At 71.4% G+C, this 17,657-nt stretch carries 11 protein-coding genes; all 11 read left to right on the top strand.

Annotation, left to right across the window (positions count from 1 at the left end):
* Window positions 1-112 precede the first annotated feature (112 nt).
* The 11 genes from betA (at window position 113) to AB0P24_RS43365 (ending at window position 17,576) form a co-directional block, all read left to right on the top strand.
* On the top strand, window positions 113-1,783 hold the full coding sequence (betA, locus tag AB0P24_RS43415; protein ID WP_365804194.1) for a choline dehydrogenase: 1,671 nt from the start codon (window positions 113-115) through the stop codon (window positions 1,781-1,783).
* 6 nt (window positions 1,784-1,789) lie between these two features.
* Complete coding sequence (locus AB0P24_RS43410; protein WP_365804192.1) at window positions 1,790-2,626, top strand: 5,10-methylenetetrahydrofolate reductase; 837 nt, start codon at window positions 1,790-1,792, stop codon at window positions 2,624-2,626.
* Between the two features lie 144 nt (window positions 2,627-2,770).
* The gene (locus AB0P24_RS43405; protein ID WP_365804190.1) at window positions 2,771-4,240 is read left to right on the top strand and encodes an aldehyde dehydrogenase family protein; all 1,470 of its coding nucleotides are present in this window, start codon (window positions 2,771-2,773) and stop codon (window positions 4,238-4,240) included.
* Window positions 4,241-4,261: 21 nt separating this feature from the next.
* The gene (locus AB0P24_RS43400) at window positions 4,262-5,353 is read left to right on the top strand and encodes a glycine betaine/L-proline ABC transporter ATP-binding protein (RefSeq protein ID WP_365804188.1); all 1,092 of its coding nucleotides are present in this window, start codon (window positions 4,262-4,264) and stop codon (window positions 5,351-5,353) included.
* Window positions 5,353-7,326, top strand: coding sequence for an ABC transporter permease subunit (locus tag AB0P24_RS43395; RefSeq protein ID WP_365804186.1), 1,974 nt, complete (start codon window positions 5,353-5,355; stop codon window positions 7,324-7,326). The genes AB0P24_RS43400 and AB0P24_RS43395 overlap by 1 nt, the downstream gene beginning before the upstream one ends.
* A 13-nt stretch (window positions 7,327-7,339) precedes the next feature.
* Window positions 7,340-8,305 (top strand): ABC transporter substrate-binding protein, encoded by a 966-nt coding sequence (locus AB0P24_RS43390; protein WP_365804184.1) that lies wholly within the window; start codon window positions 7,340-7,342, stop codon window positions 8,303-8,305.
* Between the two features lie 243 nt (window positions 8,306-8,548).
* Entirely contained in the window at window positions 8,549-10,987 is a 2,439-nt protein-coding gene (locus AB0P24_RS43385; protein WP_365804182.1) for an FAD-dependent oxidoreductase, read from the top strand.
* Window positions 10,988-11,130: 143 nt separating this feature from the next.
* Window positions 11,131-12,414: a serine hydroxymethyltransferase gene (gene glyA, locus AB0P24_RS43380; protein ID WP_365804180.1), complete on the top strand. Its 1,284-nt coding sequence runs from the start codon at window positions 11,131-11,133 to the stop codon at window positions 12,412-12,414.
* Complete coding sequence (locus tag AB0P24_RS43375; protein WP_365804178.1) at window positions 12,411-13,643, top strand: sarcosine oxidase subunit beta family protein; 1,233 nt, start codon at window positions 12,411-12,413, stop codon at window positions 13,641-13,643. The genes glyA and AB0P24_RS43375 overlap by 4 nt, the downstream gene beginning before the upstream one ends.
* An 11-nt stretch (window positions 13,644-13,654) precedes the next feature.
* Window positions 13,655-16,981 carry a sarcosine oxidase subunit delta family protein gene (locus AB0P24_RS43370; RefSeq protein WP_365804176.1) on the top strand — a complete coding sequence of 1,109 codons (3,327 nt, stop codon included), beginning with the start codon at window positions 13,655-13,657 and terminating at the stop codon, window positions 16,979-16,981.
* A complete protein-coding gene (locus tag AB0P24_RS43365) occupies window positions 16,974-17,576 on the top strand; it encodes a sarcosine oxidase subunit gamma family protein (RefSeq protein WP_365804174.1) in 603 nt (200 codons plus the stop codon). Before AB0P24_RS43370 ends, AB0P24_RS43365 begins: the two co-directional genes overlap by 8 nt.
* Window positions 17,577-17,657: the final 81 nt, after the last annotated feature.

Below are 17,657 nucleotides of genomic sequence, written 5' to 3'. Positions count from 1 at the left end.
TAACGCGATGTGAACAAAGATCTTACAAGTTGCGTTGTTCGCAACCTGGTGCGTATAGCGATACCCGTACTAGCATGCCGCGCAATCGACGGCGCGAGCGAGACGAGGCACCATGGCTCCCTTGCAGTACGACTTCGTCATCGTCGGCGGCGGTTCGGCGGGCAGCGCACTGGCGAACCGGCTCTCGGCCGACCCCGGCAACCGGGTGCTCGTCCTGGAGGCGGGCCGCCCCGACTACCCGTGGGACGTCTTCATCCACATGCCGGCGGCGCTCACCTACCCCATCGGCAGCCGCTTCTACGACTGGAAGTACGAGTCCGAGCCCGAGCCCCACATGGGCGGCCGCCGCATCTACCACGCCCGCGGCAAGGTGCTCGGCGGCTCCAGCAGCATCAACGGCATGATCTTCCAGCGCGGCAACCCGATGGACTACGAGCGCTGGGCCGCCGACCCGGGCATGGAGACCTGGGACTACGCCCACTGCCTGCCGTACTTCCGCCGGATGGAGAACTGCCTGGCCGCCGACCCGGACGACGAGTTCCGCGGCCACGACGGCCCGCTCGTCCTGGAGCGCGGCCCGGCCACCAACCCGCTCTTCTCCGCCTTCCTCAAGGCCACCGAGGAGGCGGGCCACGCGCCCACCGACGACGTCAACGGCTACCGGCAGGAGGGCTTCGCCAAGTTCGACCGCAACGTCCACCGCGGCCGCCGCCTGTCCGCGTCGAAGGCGTACCTCAAGCCCGCCAGGAAGCGCCCCAACCTCACCGTGAAGACCCGCGCTCTGGTCACCCGTGTCCTCTTCGAGGGCAAGAGGGCCGTCGGCGTCGAGTTCCAGCGCGGCAAGGGCGCCCTCCAGCAGGTCCGCGCCAAGGAGGTCATCCTGTGCGGCGGGGCGATCAACTCCCCGCAGCTGCTCCAGCTCTCCGGCGTCGGCAACGCGAAGGAACTGAGCGCCCTCGGCATCGATGTCGTCCACGACCTGCCGGGCGTCGGCGAGAACCTCCAGGACCATCTGGAGGTGTACATCCAGTACGCCTGCAAGCAGCCCGTCTCCATGCAGCCGTACCTGGCGAAGTGGCGGGCCCCCTTCATCGGCCTGCAGTGGCTGTTCCGCAAGGGCCCGGCCGCGACGAACCACTTCGAGGCCGGCGGCTTCTGCCGCGGCAACGAGGACGTGGACTACCCCAACCTGATGTTCCACTTCCTGCCGATCGCGGTCCGCTACGACGGCTCGGTGCCGGCGGGCGGCCACGGCTACCAGGTCCATGTCGGCCCCATGTACTCCGACGCCCTCGGCTCGGTGAAGATCCGGAGCAAGGACCCGCGCGAACACCCGGCCCTGCGCTTCAACTACCTCTCCACCGAGCAGGACCGCCGCGAGTGGGTCGAGGCGGTCAGGGTCGCCCGCAACCTCCTCAACCAGCCCGCCCTCGCCCCCTACAACGACGGGGAGATCTCCCCCGGCCCCTCCGTGGCGACGGACGAGGAGATCCTCGACTGGGTCGCCAAGGACGGCGAGACCGCTCTGCATCCGTCCTGCACCTGCAAGATGGGCACCGACGAGATGTCCGTCGTCGACCCGACGAGCATGCGGGTGCACGGCGTGGAGGGCCTGCGGGTGGTGGACGCCTCGGTGATGCCGTACGTCACCAACGGCAACATCTACGCCCCCGTGATGATGATCGCGGAGAAGGCGGCCGACCTCATCCTCGGCAAGCAGCCGCTGCCACCGTCGAAGGCCGTCTACTACCGGCTTCGCGACGCCCAGAAGCAGGCCGGGTAGAGCGCCGTGGGCGCCGAGGCGCTGCGGGCGCTGCTCACCCGGGTCCGCTACGAGGTGCTGCCGGCGCGGGCGACCGAGGAGAAGGTCCTCGCCCATGTGCCCCGCGACGTCGTGGTCACGGTCACGGCGTCGCCGGTCAAGGGCCTGGAGCCCACCCTCGACCTCACCGAACGGCTCGCGGCGCACGGCTACCGCGTCGTCCCGCACGTGCCCGCCCGCCTGCTGCGCGACGACACCCACCTGAAGGACGTCGCGGAGCGGCTGGGCGGGGCGGGCGTCGACGACCTCTTCGTCCCGGCGGGCGACGCCGATCCGCCCGCCGGGCCGTACGGGGGAGCGCTTCCGGTGCTGCGCCGGCTGACCGAGATGGGCAGACCCTTCACCGAAACCGGGATCACCGGCTACCCGGAGAGCCATCCCCTCATCCATGACGACCTCACCATCCAGGCGATGTGGGACAAGCGGGCGCACGCCACCTACATCGTCAGCAACCTCTGCTTCGACGCGCGCGTGCTCGGCGACTGGCTCACCCGGATCCGGCGCCGTGACGTCACCCTGCCCGTGTACGTCGGCGTCGCCGGGCCCGTGCAGCGGGCCAAACTGCTCGCCATGGCCACGAAGATCGGGGTGGGGGAGTCGGCCCGCTTCCTCACCGGGCACGCCTCCTGGTTCCTGCGCTTCGCGGCACCCGGCGGCTACGACCCGCAGCGGCTGCTCACCCGGGGCACGGCGGCGTTCACCGCGCCGTCGGCGGGCGTGGCCGGCCTCCACCTGTTCACCTTCAACCAGGTCGCCGAGACGGAGCGGTGGCGCCGAGCGCTGCTGGACCGGCTGGGCGGCTGACCCACCCCCCGAGGGATGCCGTTTTCGCGGCCGAATCGGGATACGCGGAGCCCTTGACGGCTGTCCGTACATTCAGTCAGGGTGTTCCACCAAAAGCAATCCAATGCACAATGCGCAACGAATTCGGGCTCGAAGGGCGCGGCCGTGGCAGATCTGTATGTGGATGGAAAATGGCGCGCCGCAGTGGCGGGCGGCCATCGCGAGATCCGCTGTCCGGCGGACGGCACCCTCGTCGCGACGGTCTCGGAGGCGACCCGCCCCGACACGGAGGCCGCGATCACCGCGGCCCGGCGCGCGTTCGACGAAGGCCCCTGGCCGCACACCCCCGAGCGGGAGCGCGGCGCGCTGCTGCTGCGCACCGCCGACATCATCGAGCGCGACGCCAAGGAATTCGCCCGCGCCGAGTCCCTGGACACCGGCAAGCGCCTGGTGGAGAGCGAGTACGACATCGCCGACGTCGTCTCCTGCTTCCGCTACTACGGCGGCATCGCCGGCACCGACGCCGGTCGGGTGATCGACACCGGACGTGACGACGCCGTCAGCCGTGTCGTGTACGAGCCGATCGGCGTGTGCGGGCTGATCACCCCGTGGAACTACCCGCTGCTCCAGGCCTCCTGGAAGGTCGCGCCCGCCCTCGTCGCGGGCAACACGTTCGTCCTCAAGCCCAGCGAGCTCACTCCCTCCACCGCGATCCTGCTGCTGAAGGCACTGGCGGAGGCCGGACTCCCGCCCGGCGTCGGCAACCTCGTCCTCGGCGCCGGCCCCGAGGCAGGCGCCGCGCTCTCCGAGCACCCCGCCGTCGACATGGTGTCCTTCACCGGCGGACTGGAGACCGGCAAGCGGATCATGGCCACCGCCGCGGCGACCGTGAAGAAGGTCGCCCTCGAACTGGGCGGCAAGAACCCCAACGTCGTCTTCGCGGACGCCGACTTCGACACGGCCGTCGACTTCGCGCTCACCGCCGTCTTCCTGCACTCCGGGCAGGTCTGCTCGGCCGGCGCCCGGCTGATCGTCGAGGACACGGTCCACGACGCCTTCGTGGACGAGGTCGTCCGCCGTGCGCGCCTGATCCGCCTCGGCGGCCCCTTCGACCCCGAGGCCGAGACCGGCGCGCTGATCTCCGCACAGCACCGCGAGAAGGTCGAGGCGTACGTCGCCGCCGGGATCGCCGAGGGCGCCGTACTGCGCTGCGGCGGCACCCGCCCCGACGACCCCGCCCTCGCGAACGGCTTCTACTACCCGCCCACCGTCCTCGACGCCTGTCGGCAGGACATGCGCGTGGTGCACGAGGAGTCCTTCGGGCCCGTGCTCACCGTCGAACGCTTCCGGGACGAGGACGACGCCGTCCGCATCGCCAACGACACGGAGTACGGCCTCGCCGGCGCCGTCTGGACACAGGACGCGGGCAAGGCCCAGCGGGTCGCCCGCAGGCTGCGCCACGGAACCGTGTGGATCAACGACTACCACCCCTACGTGCCGCAGGCGGAATGGGGTGGCTTCGGGCACTCGGGCGTGGGCCGCGAGCTGGGACCGACCGGCCTGGACGAGTACCGAGAGCCCAAGCACGTCTGGCAGAACATCCAACCCCGGCCGCAGCACTGGTTCCGCGGCTGACGCCGAAGAGAGGCCCCCACCATGACCCCAGCCCCGACCGAGGTGTCGCAGCGGCGCGACACGTCCCAGGACTCTCAGGACCGCACCCCGGTCATCTCCGTGCGCCGGCTGTGGAAGGTGTTCGGGCCCAAGGCCGACGAGGTGCCGGGCTCCGAGGAGCTCTGCGGGCTCACCCGCCGCGAGCTGATGGACCGCACCGGCTGCACCGCCGCCGTCCGGGACGTGAACTTCGAGGTGTCGCCCGGCGAGGTCTTCGTCGTGATGGGCCTGTCCGGGTCCGGAAAGTCCACCCTGGTGCGATGTCTCACCCGGCTGATCGAACCCACCGCCGGGGAGATCGTCTTCGAGGGCGAGGACATCCGGGGCGCCGACGCCCGGCGGCTGCGGGAGCTGCGGCGCAGCAAGTTCTCCATGGTCTTCCAGCACTTCGGCCTGCTGCCGCACCGCAAGGTCGTCGACAACGTGGCGTTCGGCCTGGAGATCCGGGGCATGGGCAGGGCCGACCGTATGAAACGCGCGATGGAGACCGTCGAACTGGTCGGTCTCGCCGGGTACGAGAACTCCTACCCCGACCAGCTCTCCGGCGGTATGCAGCAGCGCGTGGGCCTGGCCAGGGCGCTGGCCGGCGACCCCGACGTCCTCTTCTTCGACGAACCGTTCTCCGCACTCGACCCGCTGATCCGCCGCGACATGCAGAGCGAGGTCATCCGGCTGCACCACGAGGTCGGCAAGACCATGGTCTTCATCACCCACGACCTCTCCGAGGCACTCAAGCTCGGCGACCGCATCCTGATCATGCGGGACGGCAGGATGGTCCAGTGCGGCACCGGCGACGAACTCGTCGGCGCCCCGGCGGACGACTACGTACGGGACTTCGTCAAGGACGTGCCGCGCGGCGACGTCCTCACCCTGCGCTGGATCATGCGGCCCGCCGAGCCCGACGACGCCCTCGACGGACCGGAGCTGGGACCGGACGTCGTGGTCCGCGAGGCGACCCGGGCGGTGCTCGCCGCCGAGAAGCCGGTCAAGGTCGTCGAGAACGGCGAACTGCTAGGCATCGTCGGCGACGAGGAGATCCTCGCCGTCGTCGCCGGGCAGGAAGGCGGCGCGTGATGGCTGCGGTAGCCGACGCGACCGCGCCGGCCGTGACGATACGCGAGAAGATCAGCCGCCCGATGGTGGTGGCGGCGATCCTGGTCGTCTGGCTGGTGCTCTTCGCCGCGTTCCGCGGGCGGCAGACACTCACCCTGGCCGCCGCCGACCTCACCGGCCTGCACCGCTGGCTGAACGACGTCAACGACAGCATCGGCGCCAACCGCAACTCCAACCCGGTCTTCCTCTACTTCTTCAACGAGATCCGGCTGGCCATCGACAACCTGGTCACCTTCGTCCAGTCCCTGATCTCCCAGCCCACCGGCGGCCGCCCGGTCCCGCAGATCGGCTGGCTCGGCGTCGTCGGACTCACCGGCTACGTCTCCTGGGCCGTGGGCAACTGGCGGGTCGCCCTGCTGGCCGTCGCCGGCTTCACCTTCTTCGGGCTCCAGGGCCTGTGGCAGGAGAGCATGGACACCCTGGCGCTGACCCTGTCGGCGGTCCTGGTGGCCCTGCTCATCGGCATCCCGCTCGGCGTGTGGGCGGGGCTCTCCGACCGGTTCAACCGGGTCATGACGCCCTTCCTGGACTTCATGCAGACGCTGCCGACCTTCGTCTACCTCGCCCCGCTGACCCTGATCTTCCTCATCGGCGGCGCCTCCGCCGTCATCACCACGGTGATCTACGCGGCCCCGCCCGCCATCCGCATCACCGCACACGCCATCCGCTCCGTCCCCGAGACCACCGTCGAGGCGGCCGACTCGCTCGGCACCACCCGCACCCAGCAACTGGTCAAGGTGCTGCTCCCGATGTCGAAGCGCACGGTCGTCATGGGCGTCAACCAGACCATCATGGCCGCCCTGGCCATGGTCACCATCGCCGCCCTGATCGACGCGCCCGGCCTCGGCAAGACCGTCGTCCAGGCCCTCCAGTCGCTCGACGTCGGCACCGCCTTCAACGCCGGCCTCGCCATCGTCGTCATGGCCATCGTGCTGGACCGGGTCACCACGGCCGCCGCCGCGCGCACCGAGACGCGGCGCACGGACGGACGGTTCCTGAAGTGGCGCCGCCCACTGCTCGGGGCGGGCGGAGTCGCGGCCCTCGTCCTGGTCTACCTCTCCCACACCTACGTCTGGGCGGCCGAGTTCCCCGGCGACGGCACCGCCGGCAGCCACATCGCGAGCGCCGCCGACACCGCGACCACCTGGCTTCAGGACCACCTCTCCGGCCTCACCAACGCCCTGCGGGACGCCCTCACCAACGGCCTGCTCAACCCGTTCCAGACGCTGCTCACCGACTCCCCGTGGTGGCTGGTCGGCGCCGTCCTGGTCGGCCTCGGCGCGGTCCTCGGGGGCTGGCGGGCCGGGGCGACGGCGGCCGTCTGCGTCGGGCTGCTGGTCGGCACGGGCCTGTGGTCGGACAGCATGACCACCCTCGCCTCCACCGCCGTGGCCACCGCCCTGGTGATGCTGGTCGGCGTCGTCTTCGGCGTGTGGATGGGCCGCAGCACGCTGGTGGACCGGCTGATCCGGCCCACCCTGGACGCGGCGCAGGTCATGCCGCCGTTCGTCTATCTGGTGCCGTTCCTGGCGCTCTTCGGCGCCACCCGCTTCACGGCGATCGTCGCGGCCGTCGTCTACGCGGCACCCGTCGCCGTCAAGATCATCGCGGACGGGGTGCGGAACGTGTCCGCGCCCACCGTGGAGGCGGCCACCTCGGCCGGGTGCAACACCTGGCAGATCATCACCAAGGTCCAGCTGCCGATGGCACGCAGCGCCCTGACCCTCGCGACCAACCAGGGCCTGATCTACGTGCTGTCGATGGTTGTGGTGGGCGGCCTGGTAGGGGCGGGCGCCCTCGGCTACGACGTCGTGGCCGGTTTCTCGCAGGGCGAGCTGTACGGCAAGGGGCTGGCGGCAGGGCTGGCGATCGTACTGCTCGGAGTCATGTTCGACCGGATCACACAGGCTGCGGCGCGACGCACCAGGGCATAAGGAGCTCTACACCATGGCACAACACTGGCGAGCCGGCGCGGCCGGCCTGGCCGTCCTCGGCCTCACCCTCACGGCCTGCGGCGGCGCGAAGGTCGGCGACAGCAGCTCCGCCGGCTCGACGTCCTCGGGCGGCAAGTGCGGCACCTTCAACCTGGCCGTCAACCCCTGGGTGGGCTACGAGGCGGACGCGGCGGTCGTCGCGTACGTCGCACAGCACAACCTCGGCTGTACGGTCAACAAGAAGGACCTGAAGGAGGAGATCGCCTGGCAGGGCTTCGGGACCGGCGAGGTCGACGCCGTCCTGGAGAACTGGGGTCACGACGATCTGAAGAAGAAGTACATCACCGGACAGAAGACGGCCGTGGAGGCCGGTTCGACCGGCAACAAGGGCATCATCGGCTGGTACGTGCCGCCGTGGCTGGCCAAGGCGCACCCCGACATCACGAACTGGGGGAACCTCAACAAGTACGCCGCCCAGTTCAAGACCTCCGAGTCCGGCGGCAAGGGCCAGCTGCTCGACGGCGACCCGTCGTACGTCACCAACGACGCCGCCCTGGTGAAGAACCTGAAGCTGAACTTCAAGGTGGTGTACGCGGGCAGCGAGACCGCGCTCATCCAGGCCTTCAGAACGGCCGAGAAGAACAAGCAGTGGCTGATCGGCTACTTCTACGAACCGCAGTGGTTCCTGTCCGAGGTGCCGCTGGTCAAGGTCGACCTGCCCAAGTACACGACGGGCTGCGACGCCGACGCGGCCAAGGTCGCCTGCGACTACCCCGTCTACGACCTCGACAAGATCGTCAGCGCGAGCTTCGCCAAGTCGGGCAGCCCGGCCTACGACCTGGTGAAGAACTTCCACTGGACCAACGACGACCAGAACACCGTGGCCAAGTACATCGCGGTGGACAAGCTGTCGGACGACGCGGCGGCGAAGAAGTGGGTCGACGCCAACCCCGACAAGGTGAAGGCCTGGCTGAAGTAGCGGGGGCCGCGAGGAGAGCCGTTCCGGGACGCCCGGCGGGCGGTGCGCAGCTGTGCGCGCCGCCCGCCGGGCGTTGCCGTTTCCCGCCGTCGCGGGGGCCGTTCCCCAGGCCCTTCCCCTGGCTGTTCCGCTAGGTCGCCACCCCTTGACACCCCTCCTCGGAGGCGGGCACATTGAGTTGCGCAACCTGAATCACGTTGCGCACAAAGCAACTGCACCGGTCTCAAGTTCGGAGGTTGGGCGATGGCGGGACCCCGAGTGGTCATCATCGGAGCGGGCGTCGTGGGGGCGGCCCTCGCGGACGAGATCTCCGCACGCGGCTGGACCGAGGTGACCGTGGTCGACCAGGGCCCCCTCCCGGCGACCGGGGGCTCGACCTCGCACGCGCCGGGCCTGGTCTTCCAGACCAACCCCTCGAAGACCATGACGGAGCTGGCCCGCTACACCGTCGAGAAGTTCTGCTCCCTCGACGTCGACGGCAAGCCCTGCTTCCTCCAGGTCGGCGGCCTCGAAGTGGCTACCACCCCGGAGCGCCTCGCCGAGCTCCACCGCCGGCACGGCTGGATCACCGCCTGGGGCATCGAGGCGCGGATCCTCACCCCCGAGGAGTGCGTCGAGCAGCACCCGCTGGTCAACCGCGACCGGGTCCTCGGCGGCCTGCTCGTCCCCACCGACGGCCTCGCCAAGGCCGTCCTCGCCGTCGAGGCCCAGATCCGCCGGGCCACCGAGCGAGGCGTCCGCTTCCTCGCCCGCCACGAGGTCCTCGACGTGCGGCAGAGCGAGGGCGCCGTCACCGCGGTGGTGACCGACCAGGGCGAGATCCCCGCCGACGTCGTCGTCTGCTGCGCCGGCATCTGGGGTCCGAGGATCGCCCGCATGGTCGGCATGAACCTGCCCCTCACCCCGCTCGCCCACCAGCTCGCCTGGACCGGCCCGGTCCCCGCCCTGGCAGGCCAGACCGAGGAGGCCGTCCGCCCGATCCTGCGCCACCAGGACGCCGACCTCTACTACCGCGACCGCTTCGACGGCCTCGGCATCGGCTACTACGGTCACCGCCCCATGCCGGTCTCCGCCGACGACATCCTCTCCGTGGACGAGGCCGACCAGATGCCCTCCGTCCTGAAGTTCACCGAGGAGGACTTCGAGGACGCCTGGACCGAGACCCGGTCCCTGCTGCCCGCGACCCGCGAGGCCAAGGTCGAGGAGGGCATCAACGGCCTGTTCTCCTTCACCACCGACGGCTACCCGCTGCTCGGCGAGTCCCCGGACGTCAAGGGCTTCTGGGTCGCCGAGGCCGTCTGGGTCACCCACTCCGCGGGCGTCGGCAGGGCGGTCGCCGAATGGCTGGTCGACGGCCACTGCTCCTCGTTCGACCTCCACGAGTGCGACGTCAACCGCTTCGAACCGCACCAGCTCTCGCCCGAGTACGTCCTCGCCCGCGACTGCCAGAACTTCGTCGAGGTCTACGACATCCTCCACCCCCTCCAGCCGTCCGGGAAGCCGCGCCCGATCCGCACCAGCCCCTTCCACACCCGCCAGCGGGAACACGGCGCGTTCTTCCTGGAGGCCAACGGCTGGGAACGCCCCCAGTGGTACGAGGCGAACGCGGGCCTGGTCGAGGGCCGTGCCATCCCCACCCCCAACGACTGGGCCGCCCGCTACTGGTCGCCGATCGTCGGCGCCGAGGCCCAGGTCACCCGCGAGACCGTCGCGATGTACGACATGACCGCCCTCAAGCGCCTGGAGGTGAGCGGCCCCGGCGCCGCGGACTTCCTGGAGGGCCTGGCCACCGGCAAGGTCGCCAAGTCCGTCGGCTCGGTGACGTACACGCTGCTGCTCGGCCACGACGGCGGCATCCGCAGCGACATCACCGTGGCCCGCCTCGCCCCGGACCTCTTCCAGGTCGGCGCCAACGGCAACCTCGACCTCGACTGGTTCACCCGGCACCTCCCGGCCGACGGCACGGTGCAGGTCCGCGACATCACCCCCGGCACCTGCTGCATCGGCCTGTGGGGCCCGCTGGCCCGCGAGGTCCTCCAGCCCCTCACCGACGAGGACTTCTCCAACGAGGGCCTCAAGTACTTCCGCGCCAAGCGCGCCTACATCGGCTCGGTGCCGGTCACCGCGATGCGGCTGTCGTACGTCGGTGAACTCGGCTGGGAGCTGTACACGACCGCCGACCAGGGCGCGAAACTCTGGGACACCCTCTGGCAGGCGGCCGAGCCCCTCGGCGGGATCATCGCCGGCCGCGGCGCCTTCAACAGCCTCCGGCTGGAGAAGGGCTACCGCTCCTTCGGCACCGACATGACCTACGAGCACGACCCCTACGAGGCCGGCGTCGGCTTCGCCGTCAGGCCCGACAAGGGCGACTTCGTGGGCAGGGCCGCGCTGGAGCGCCGCAAGGCGGCGGTACGGCGCCGGCTGAGCTGCCTCACCGTGGACGACCCGCGGGCCGTCGTCATGGGCAAGGAGCCGGTGTACGACGGTGACCGCGCCGTCGGCTACGTGACCAGCGCGGCGTACGGCTACACGATCGGCAAGGGGATCGCGTACGCGTGGCTCCCGGCGGAACTGGCGGTACCCGGGACCGGCGTCCGCATCGGGTACTTCGACCAGCGAGTGGAGGCCGTGGTGGCCGAGGAGCCGTTGTTCGATCCGGCGATGAGCCGTCTTCGTGGGTGAGGGACGCACGTGGTGCCGTCGTTCGGCTGCGGGCTCGTTGCGGCAGCCGCACTGTCGGCACAGCCCCGCGCCCCTCGCGGGGCGCCGCAGTTCGGCTCCTTGGAAGGAATACCGCCGGTGACCGAGAGGAACGCGAAACCCGCATGAACGCCCTGCACACGTCCCTGGCCGAGCTCGACCCCGAGGTTCATGCCGCGCTCCGTGCCGAGCTGCACCGTCAGCAGTCCACCCTGGAGATGATCGCCTCCGAGAACTTCGCGCCCGCCGCCGTGATGGAGGCGCAGGGATCGGTCGCGACGAACAAGTACGCCGAGGGCTATCCCGGTCGCCGCTACTACGGCGGCTGCGAACACGTCGACGTCACCGAGCGGCTGGCGATCGAAAGGGTCAAGTCGCTCTTCGGGGCCGGGTTCGCCAACGTCCAGCCGCACTCGGGCGCCCAGGCCAACACCGCCGTCTTCTTCGCCCTGCTCCGGCCCGGCGACACGGTCCTCGGCCTCGACCTCGCGCACGGCGGCCACCTCACCCACGGCATGCGCCTCAACTACAGCGGCAAGATGCTCAACGTCGTGCCGTACCACGTCGGTGAGAGCGACAACCTCGTGGACCTGGACGAGGTGGAGCGGCTGGCCAGGGAACACCGCCCGAAGATGATCATCGCGGGCTGGTCGGCGTACCCGAGGCAGCTCGACTTCGCGGCATTCCGCCGGATCGCCGACGAGACCGGTGCCCTCCTCATGGTCGACATGGCGCACTTCGCGGGCCTGGTCGCGGCGGGACTTCACCCCAGCCCCGTGCCGCATGCCCACGTGGTCACCACGACCACGCACAAGACCCTCGGCGGGCCGCGCGGCGGGGTCGTCCTCACCAACGACGCCGACCTCGCCAAGAAGATCAACTCGGCGGTGTTCCCCGGCATGCAGGGCGGCCCGCTGGAGCACGTCATCGCGGCGAAGGCCGTCTCCTTCAAGGTCGCCGCGTCCCCGGAGTTCGCCGAGCGCCAGGCCCGCACCCTGGCCGGCGCCCGCATCCTCGCCGAGCGTCTGACCCGGTCCGACGCGGCCGCGGCGGGAGTGAAGGTGCTGACCGGGGGCACGGACGTCCATCTCGTCCTGGTCGATCTGCGCGACTCGCCCCTCGACGGCCGGCAGGCCGAGGACCTGCTCCACTCGATCGGCATCACCGTCAACCGCAACGCCGTCCCCTTCGACCCGCGCCCGCCCATGGTCACCTCCGGCCTGCGCATCGGCACCCCCGCGCTGGCCACCCGGGGCTTCACGGCGGCGGACTTCGCCGAGGTCGCCGACGTCATCGCGCTGGCCCTCCAGCCCGAGCCGGACACGGCCGCCCTGCGCGCCCGCACCGAGGCACTGGCCGCGAAGCATCCGCTCTACCCGCACCTCTCGCACGACGGAGACGCCCGATGAGCCCCCGCACCCCCGGCGCCGACCTCCCCGACCACCCGGACTTCCTGTGGCGCACACCCGAGCCCAGGCGGTCGTACGACGTCGTCATCGTCGGCGGCGGCGGACACGGCCTGGCCACCGCCCACTATCTGGCGAAGAACCACGGCATCACCAACGTGGCCGTCCTGGAGAAGGGCTGGCTCGCGGGCGGCAACATGGCCCGCAACACCACGATCATCCGCTCCAACTACCTGTGGGACGAGAGCGCGGGCATCTACGAACACGCGCTGAGACTCTGGGAGGGCCTGGAGGAGGAACTCGACTACCCGATCCTCTTCTCGCAGCGAGGCGTCCTGAATCTCGCCCACAGCCTCCAGGACGTCCGAGACAGCGTCCGCCGGGTGGAGGCGAACCGCCTCAACGGCGTGGACGCCGAGTGGCTCGACGCGGACGGCGTCAAAGAGGTCTGCCCGATCGTCAACACCTCACCCGACGTGCGCTACCCGGTCCTCGGCGGCACCTACCAGCCCCGTGCCGGCATCGCCAAGCACGACTACGTGGCGTGGGGCTTCGCCCGCTCCGCGGACGCGGCCGGCATCGACATCATCCAGAACTGCGAGGTCACGGGAGTGGACGTGGCGGGCGGCAGGGTCGTCGGCGTCCAGACCACCCTCGGCCCGATCGCCGCCGGCAAAGTGGCCCTGTGCTCGGCCGGCCACACCTCGGTCCTGGCCGCCATGGCGGGCATCGGACTCCCTCTCCAGAGCCACCCCTTGCAGGCCCTGGTCTCCGAACTCCTGGAGCCTGTCCACCCCACCGTCGTCATGTCCAACGCGGTGCACGTGTACGTCAGCCAGGCGCACAAGGGCGAGCTGGTGATGGGCGCGGGCATCGACGCGTACAACTCCTACACCCAGCGCGGCGCGTTCCACATCATCGAGGAGCAGATGGCCGCGGCCCTCGAACTCTTCCCGGTCTTCGCCCGCGCCCACGTGCTGCGCACCTGGGGCGGCATCGTCGACGTCAGCCCCGACGCCTCGCCGATCGTCGGCCTCACCCCGGTGGACAACCTCTACCTCAACTGCGGCTGGGGAACGGGCGGTTTCAAAGCCACCCCCGGGGTCGGCTGGGTCTACGCCCACACCATCGCGCAGGACACCCCCCACCCCCTCAACGCCCCCTTCTCGCTCGACCGTTTCACCACCGGCGCGCTCGTCGACGAGCACGGCGCTGCCGCGGTGGCCCACTAGGGAGCCCGACCATGCTGCTCATCCCCTGCCCGTGGTGCGGGCCCCGCGACGAGACCGAGTTCCACTACGGCGGCCAGGCCCACGTCCCCTACCCCGAGAACCCGGCGGCCCTCACCGACGAGCAATGGGCCCGCTATCTCTTCTTCCGCGACAACCCGAAGGGCCCGTTCGCGGAGCGCTGGTCCCACGCGGCGGGCTGCCGACGGTGGTTCAACGCGGTACGCGACACATCCACGAACGAGATCCTGACGGTGTACAGATCAGGCGAACCCCGTCCGCTGCCCACCGAGCCCCCTTCCCGGCCGACGCCGCCTGCTTCGGCCGGTCCGGCGGTGTCCTCTGCGCCGACGCGGCTTTCCTCAGCCGGTCCGGCGTTCGAGGACGCGGCCGTTCAGGCCGAAGGGGGGTCCGGGGACGCGGCCCCCAGCAGGGCTGAAGGGGCGGCGCCCCGTCAGGACGGGACGGGCACGGGCGGCGGGGGCGAGACCCCTCCCACCCGCACCCCCACCGGCGGCCGGATCGACCGCACCACCCCCCTCACCTTCACCTTCGACGGCACCCGGTACCAGGGCTACCGAGGCGACACCCTCGCCTCCGCCCTCCTCGCCAACGGCGTCATCCAAGCCGCCACCAGCATCAGACTCGGCCGCCCCCGGGGCATCTTCTCCGCCGGCGTCGAGGAACCCAACGCGGTCGTCCAGATCGAGGCCCCGTTCCCCGAACCCATGCTCCCCGCCACCACCGTGGAACTCCACGACGGCCTGGTGGCGACCAGCCTCCCCGGCCAGGGCCGCCTCGCCACCACCCCCGACCCGGCCCGCTACGACGCCGTGTACGCCCACTGCGACGTACTCGTCGTCGGCGCGGGCCCCGCCGGCCTCGCGGCCGCGGCCGCCGCGGCGACCAGCGGAGCCCGTGTCATCCTCGCCGACGACCAGCCGGAACCCGGCGGCAGCCTGCTCGGCACCGGCGAGCACCTCGACTGGGTCGCCGCGACCCGCACCCGCCTCGACGCCGCCCCCGAGGTACGCGTCCTGCCCCGCACCACCGTCTTCGGCCACTACGACGACAACCACCTCCTCGCCGTGGAACGCCGCACCGCCCACCTCGGCGCCGACGCCCCGCAGCACGTCTCCCGCGAACGCGTCTGGCGGATCCGCGCCCGGCGCGTCGTCCTCGCCACCGGCGCCCACGAGCGTTCCCTCGCGTTCGGCGACAACGACCGCCCCGGCGTGATGCTGGCGAGCGCGGCCCGGACCTACCTGAACCGTTACGCCGTCCTGCCCGGCCGCCGCGCCGTCGTGTTCACCACCAACGACACCGCCTACGCCGCCGCACTCGACCTCGCCGCGGCCGGGGTGACCATCGCGGCGATCGTCGACACGCGCCCCGCGCCGGGGGAGTGGGCCGAACGCGCCCGGTCCGCCGGCATCGAGGTGCTGACCGGCCACGCGGTCACCGGCACAGCGGGCGGCGCCCGTCTCACGGCCGTGACCGTCGCCCCGTACCAAGCCGGGACCGCCACCGCGGACGAACCCGAACCCACCGCCCCGCAGCGCGAGTTCGCCGCCGACCTGCTCCTGGTCTCCGGCGGCTGGAACCCGGTCGCCCACCTGTTCAGCCAGGCGGGCGGCAGGCTCCGTCACGACGAGACGCTCGGCGCGTTCGTCCCCGACAGCTGCGGTCAGGCGGTCGAGGCCGCGGGCGCCGCGAACGGCACCCCCGACCTCGCCACCGCCTTCGCCGAGGGCGCGGCGGCAGGAGCACGCGCGGTCGAGGCCGAGGGCTACCCCACCGGGACGCCCATGCCCGCGCTCCCCGCGGTCACCGTCCAGCCGCACACGCCGCCCATGCACGTCTTCACGGTCCCCACTCCCACCGCCGCCCCCCGCTTCGTCGACCTCCAGCGCGACGTCACCGTGGCGGACCTGACCCGTGCGACCGGCGCGGGCCTGCGCTCGGTGGAGCACACCAAGCGCTACACCACGGCAGGCACCGCCAACGACCAGGGCAAGACCGGAGGCGTGCTGGCGAGCGGGGTGGTCGCCGAACTCCTCGGCGTGGACCTCTCGGCGCTCGGCCTGCCCACCTTCCGGCCGCCGTACACCCCCGTCTCCTTCGCCGCCCTCGCCGGGCGCGACCGCGGCGCGCTGCACGACCCGGTCCGCACCACCGCCCTGCACGGCCGGCACGTCGAGCACGGCGCGCTCTTCGAGAACGTCGGGCAGTGGAAGCGGCCCTGGTACTACCCGCGGGACGGCGAGGACATGGAGACCGCCGTGCTCCGCGAGTGCCGCGCCGCCCGCGAGGGCGTGGCCTTCATGGACGCCTCCACCCTCGGCAAGATCGACGTCCAGGGCCCGGACGCGGCGCTCTTCCTCGACCGGCTCTACACGAACATGATGAGCAGCCTGAAGGTCGGCATGATCCGCTACGGCGTGATGTGCCGCCTGGACGGGATGGTGTTCGACGACGGCACGGTCATCCGGCTCGCCCCCGACCGGTTCCTCGTCACCACCACGACCGGCAACGCGGCGGCCGTTCTGGACTGGATGGAGGAGTGGCTGCAGACCGAGTGGCCGGACCTGCGGGTGCACTGCACCTCGGTCACCGAGCACTGGGCGACCGTCGCCCTGGTCGGCCCCCGGTCCCGCGCGGTCCTCGGCTCGCTCGCGCCCGGACTGGCCGTGGCCAACGACGACTTCCCGTTCATGGCCTGGCGGGAGACCACCGTCGCCGGCATCGAGGCCCGCGTGTGCCGGATCAGCTTCTCCGGCGAACTCGCCTACGAGATCAACGTGTCGCCCTGGCAGGCGGTCGCGCTCTGGGAGGCGCTGTACGAGGCGGGGGCGCCGTACGGCATCACCCCCTACGGCACCGAGACCATGCACGTGCTGCGCGCGGAGAAGGGCTACCCGATCGTCGGCCAGGACACCGACGGCACGGTCACCCCGCAGGACCTCGGCATGGGCTGGGCGGTGTCGAAGAAGAAGCCCGACTTCATCGGCAAGCGCTCCTACGCCCGCGCCGACACCGTCCGCCCGGACCGCAAGCACCTGGTCGCCGTCCTCACCGACGACCCCGGGGCCTTCCTCCCCGAGGGCACGCATCTGGTCGCCGACAGCGAACTGCCCGCCCCGCCCGTCCCGATGCTCGGCCACGTCACCTCCAGCTACCGCAGCGCCGCGCTCGGCCGGACCTTCGCGCTCGCCCTGGTCAAGGGCGGCCGGGACCGCATCGGCGAGCGCCTGTACGCCCCGGTCGGCGACCGGTTGCTGCCGGTGACCGTCGCCGGTCCCGTCCTCTACGACCCCGAGGGAGCCCGCCGCGATGGCTGACACCGCCCCGACCGCATGCCGGCGCAGCCCCCTGGCGGGCGCCGCGCCCCGCCTGGCCGCCGTGACCCGCTCCTCCAAGGGCGCGCTCCGCCTGGCCGAACTCCCTTTCCTGGCCCAGGTGAACGTCCGCCTCGACGCCAAGAGCCCGGCGGCGGACGCCGTCGGACCGGCCCTCGGACTCCAGCTGCCCACTGAGCCGAACACGGTGGTGCACGCGGGAGAGGTGACCGCGGTGTGGCTGGGCCCCGACGAATGGCTGGTGGTGGGCCGGCCCGGCACCGAGCGCGAACTGGAGGGCCGGATCCGCGCCGCCGCCGGGGACGAACCGGTCGCCGTCACCGACGTCTCCGCCCAGCGCACCACCCTCCTGGTCGGCGGCCCGCGCGCCCGTGACCTGCTCGCCCACGGCTGCGCCCTGGACCTGCACCCACGCGCCTTCGGACCCGGCCGCTGCGCCCAGACCACGCTGGCCCGCACCCAGGTCGTCCTGGTCGCACGGGACGAGACCAGGGCCGGGTTCTGGGTCCTGGTGCGCTCCTCCTTCGCCGGCTACCTGGCCGACTGGCTGCTGGACGCGGCCGTGGAGTACGTCTGAGGAATCGCGAACGGCGGGCCGGCACCCCGAGTTCCGGGGCGCGGCGAACGAGGCCTACTACCACCTGTGGCCGCAGGACCG

Origin of the sequence: Streptomyces sp. NPDC086519, from assembly GCF_040686075.1 — a bacterium.
Taxonomy (GTDB): Bacteria; Actinomycetota; Actinomycetes; order Streptomycetales; family Streptomycetaceae; genus Streptomyces; species Streptomyces shenzhenensis.
This window is presented reverse-complemented; position numbering and strand designations above follow the sequence as displayed.

Bases quoted from the DNA above. Each gene is read 5' to 3' on its own strand.
- AB0P24_RS43370 (WP_365804176.1), top strand. From the start codon at position 13,655: ATGCTGCTCATCCCCTGCCCGTGGTGCGGGCCCCGCGACGAGACCGAG.
- AB0P24_RS43385 (WP_365804182.1), top strand. From the start codon at position 8,549: ATGGCGGGACCCCGAGTGGTCATCATCGGAGCGGGCGTCGTGGGGGCG.
- glyA (WP_365804180.1), top strand. From the start codon at position 11,131: ATGAACGCCCTGCACACGTCCCTGGCCGAGCTCGACCCCGAGGTTCAT.
- AB0P24_RS43390 (WP_365804184.1), top strand. From the start codon at position 7,340: ATGGCACAACACTGGCGAGCCGGCGCGGCCGGCCTGGCCGTCCTCGGC.
- betA (WP_365804194.1), top strand. From the start codon at position 113: ATGGCTCCCTTGCAGTACGACTTCGTCATCGTCGGCGGCGGTTCGGCG.
- AB0P24_RS43365 (WP_365804174.1), top strand. From the start codon at position 16,974: ATGGCTGACACCGCCCCGACCGCATGCCGGCGCAGCCCCCTGGCGGGC.
- AB0P24_RS43375 (WP_365804178.1), top strand. From the start codon at position 12,411: ATGAGCCCCCGCACCCCCGGCGCCGACCTCCCCGACCACCCGGACTTC.
- AB0P24_RS43395 (WP_365804186.1), top strand. From the start codon at position 5,353: ATGGCTGCGGTAGCCGACGCGACCGCGCCGGCCGTGACGATACGCGAG.
- AB0P24_RS43400 (WP_365804188.1), top strand. From the start codon at position 4,262: ATGACCCCAGCCCCGACCGAGGTGTCGCAGCGGCGCGACACGTCCCAG.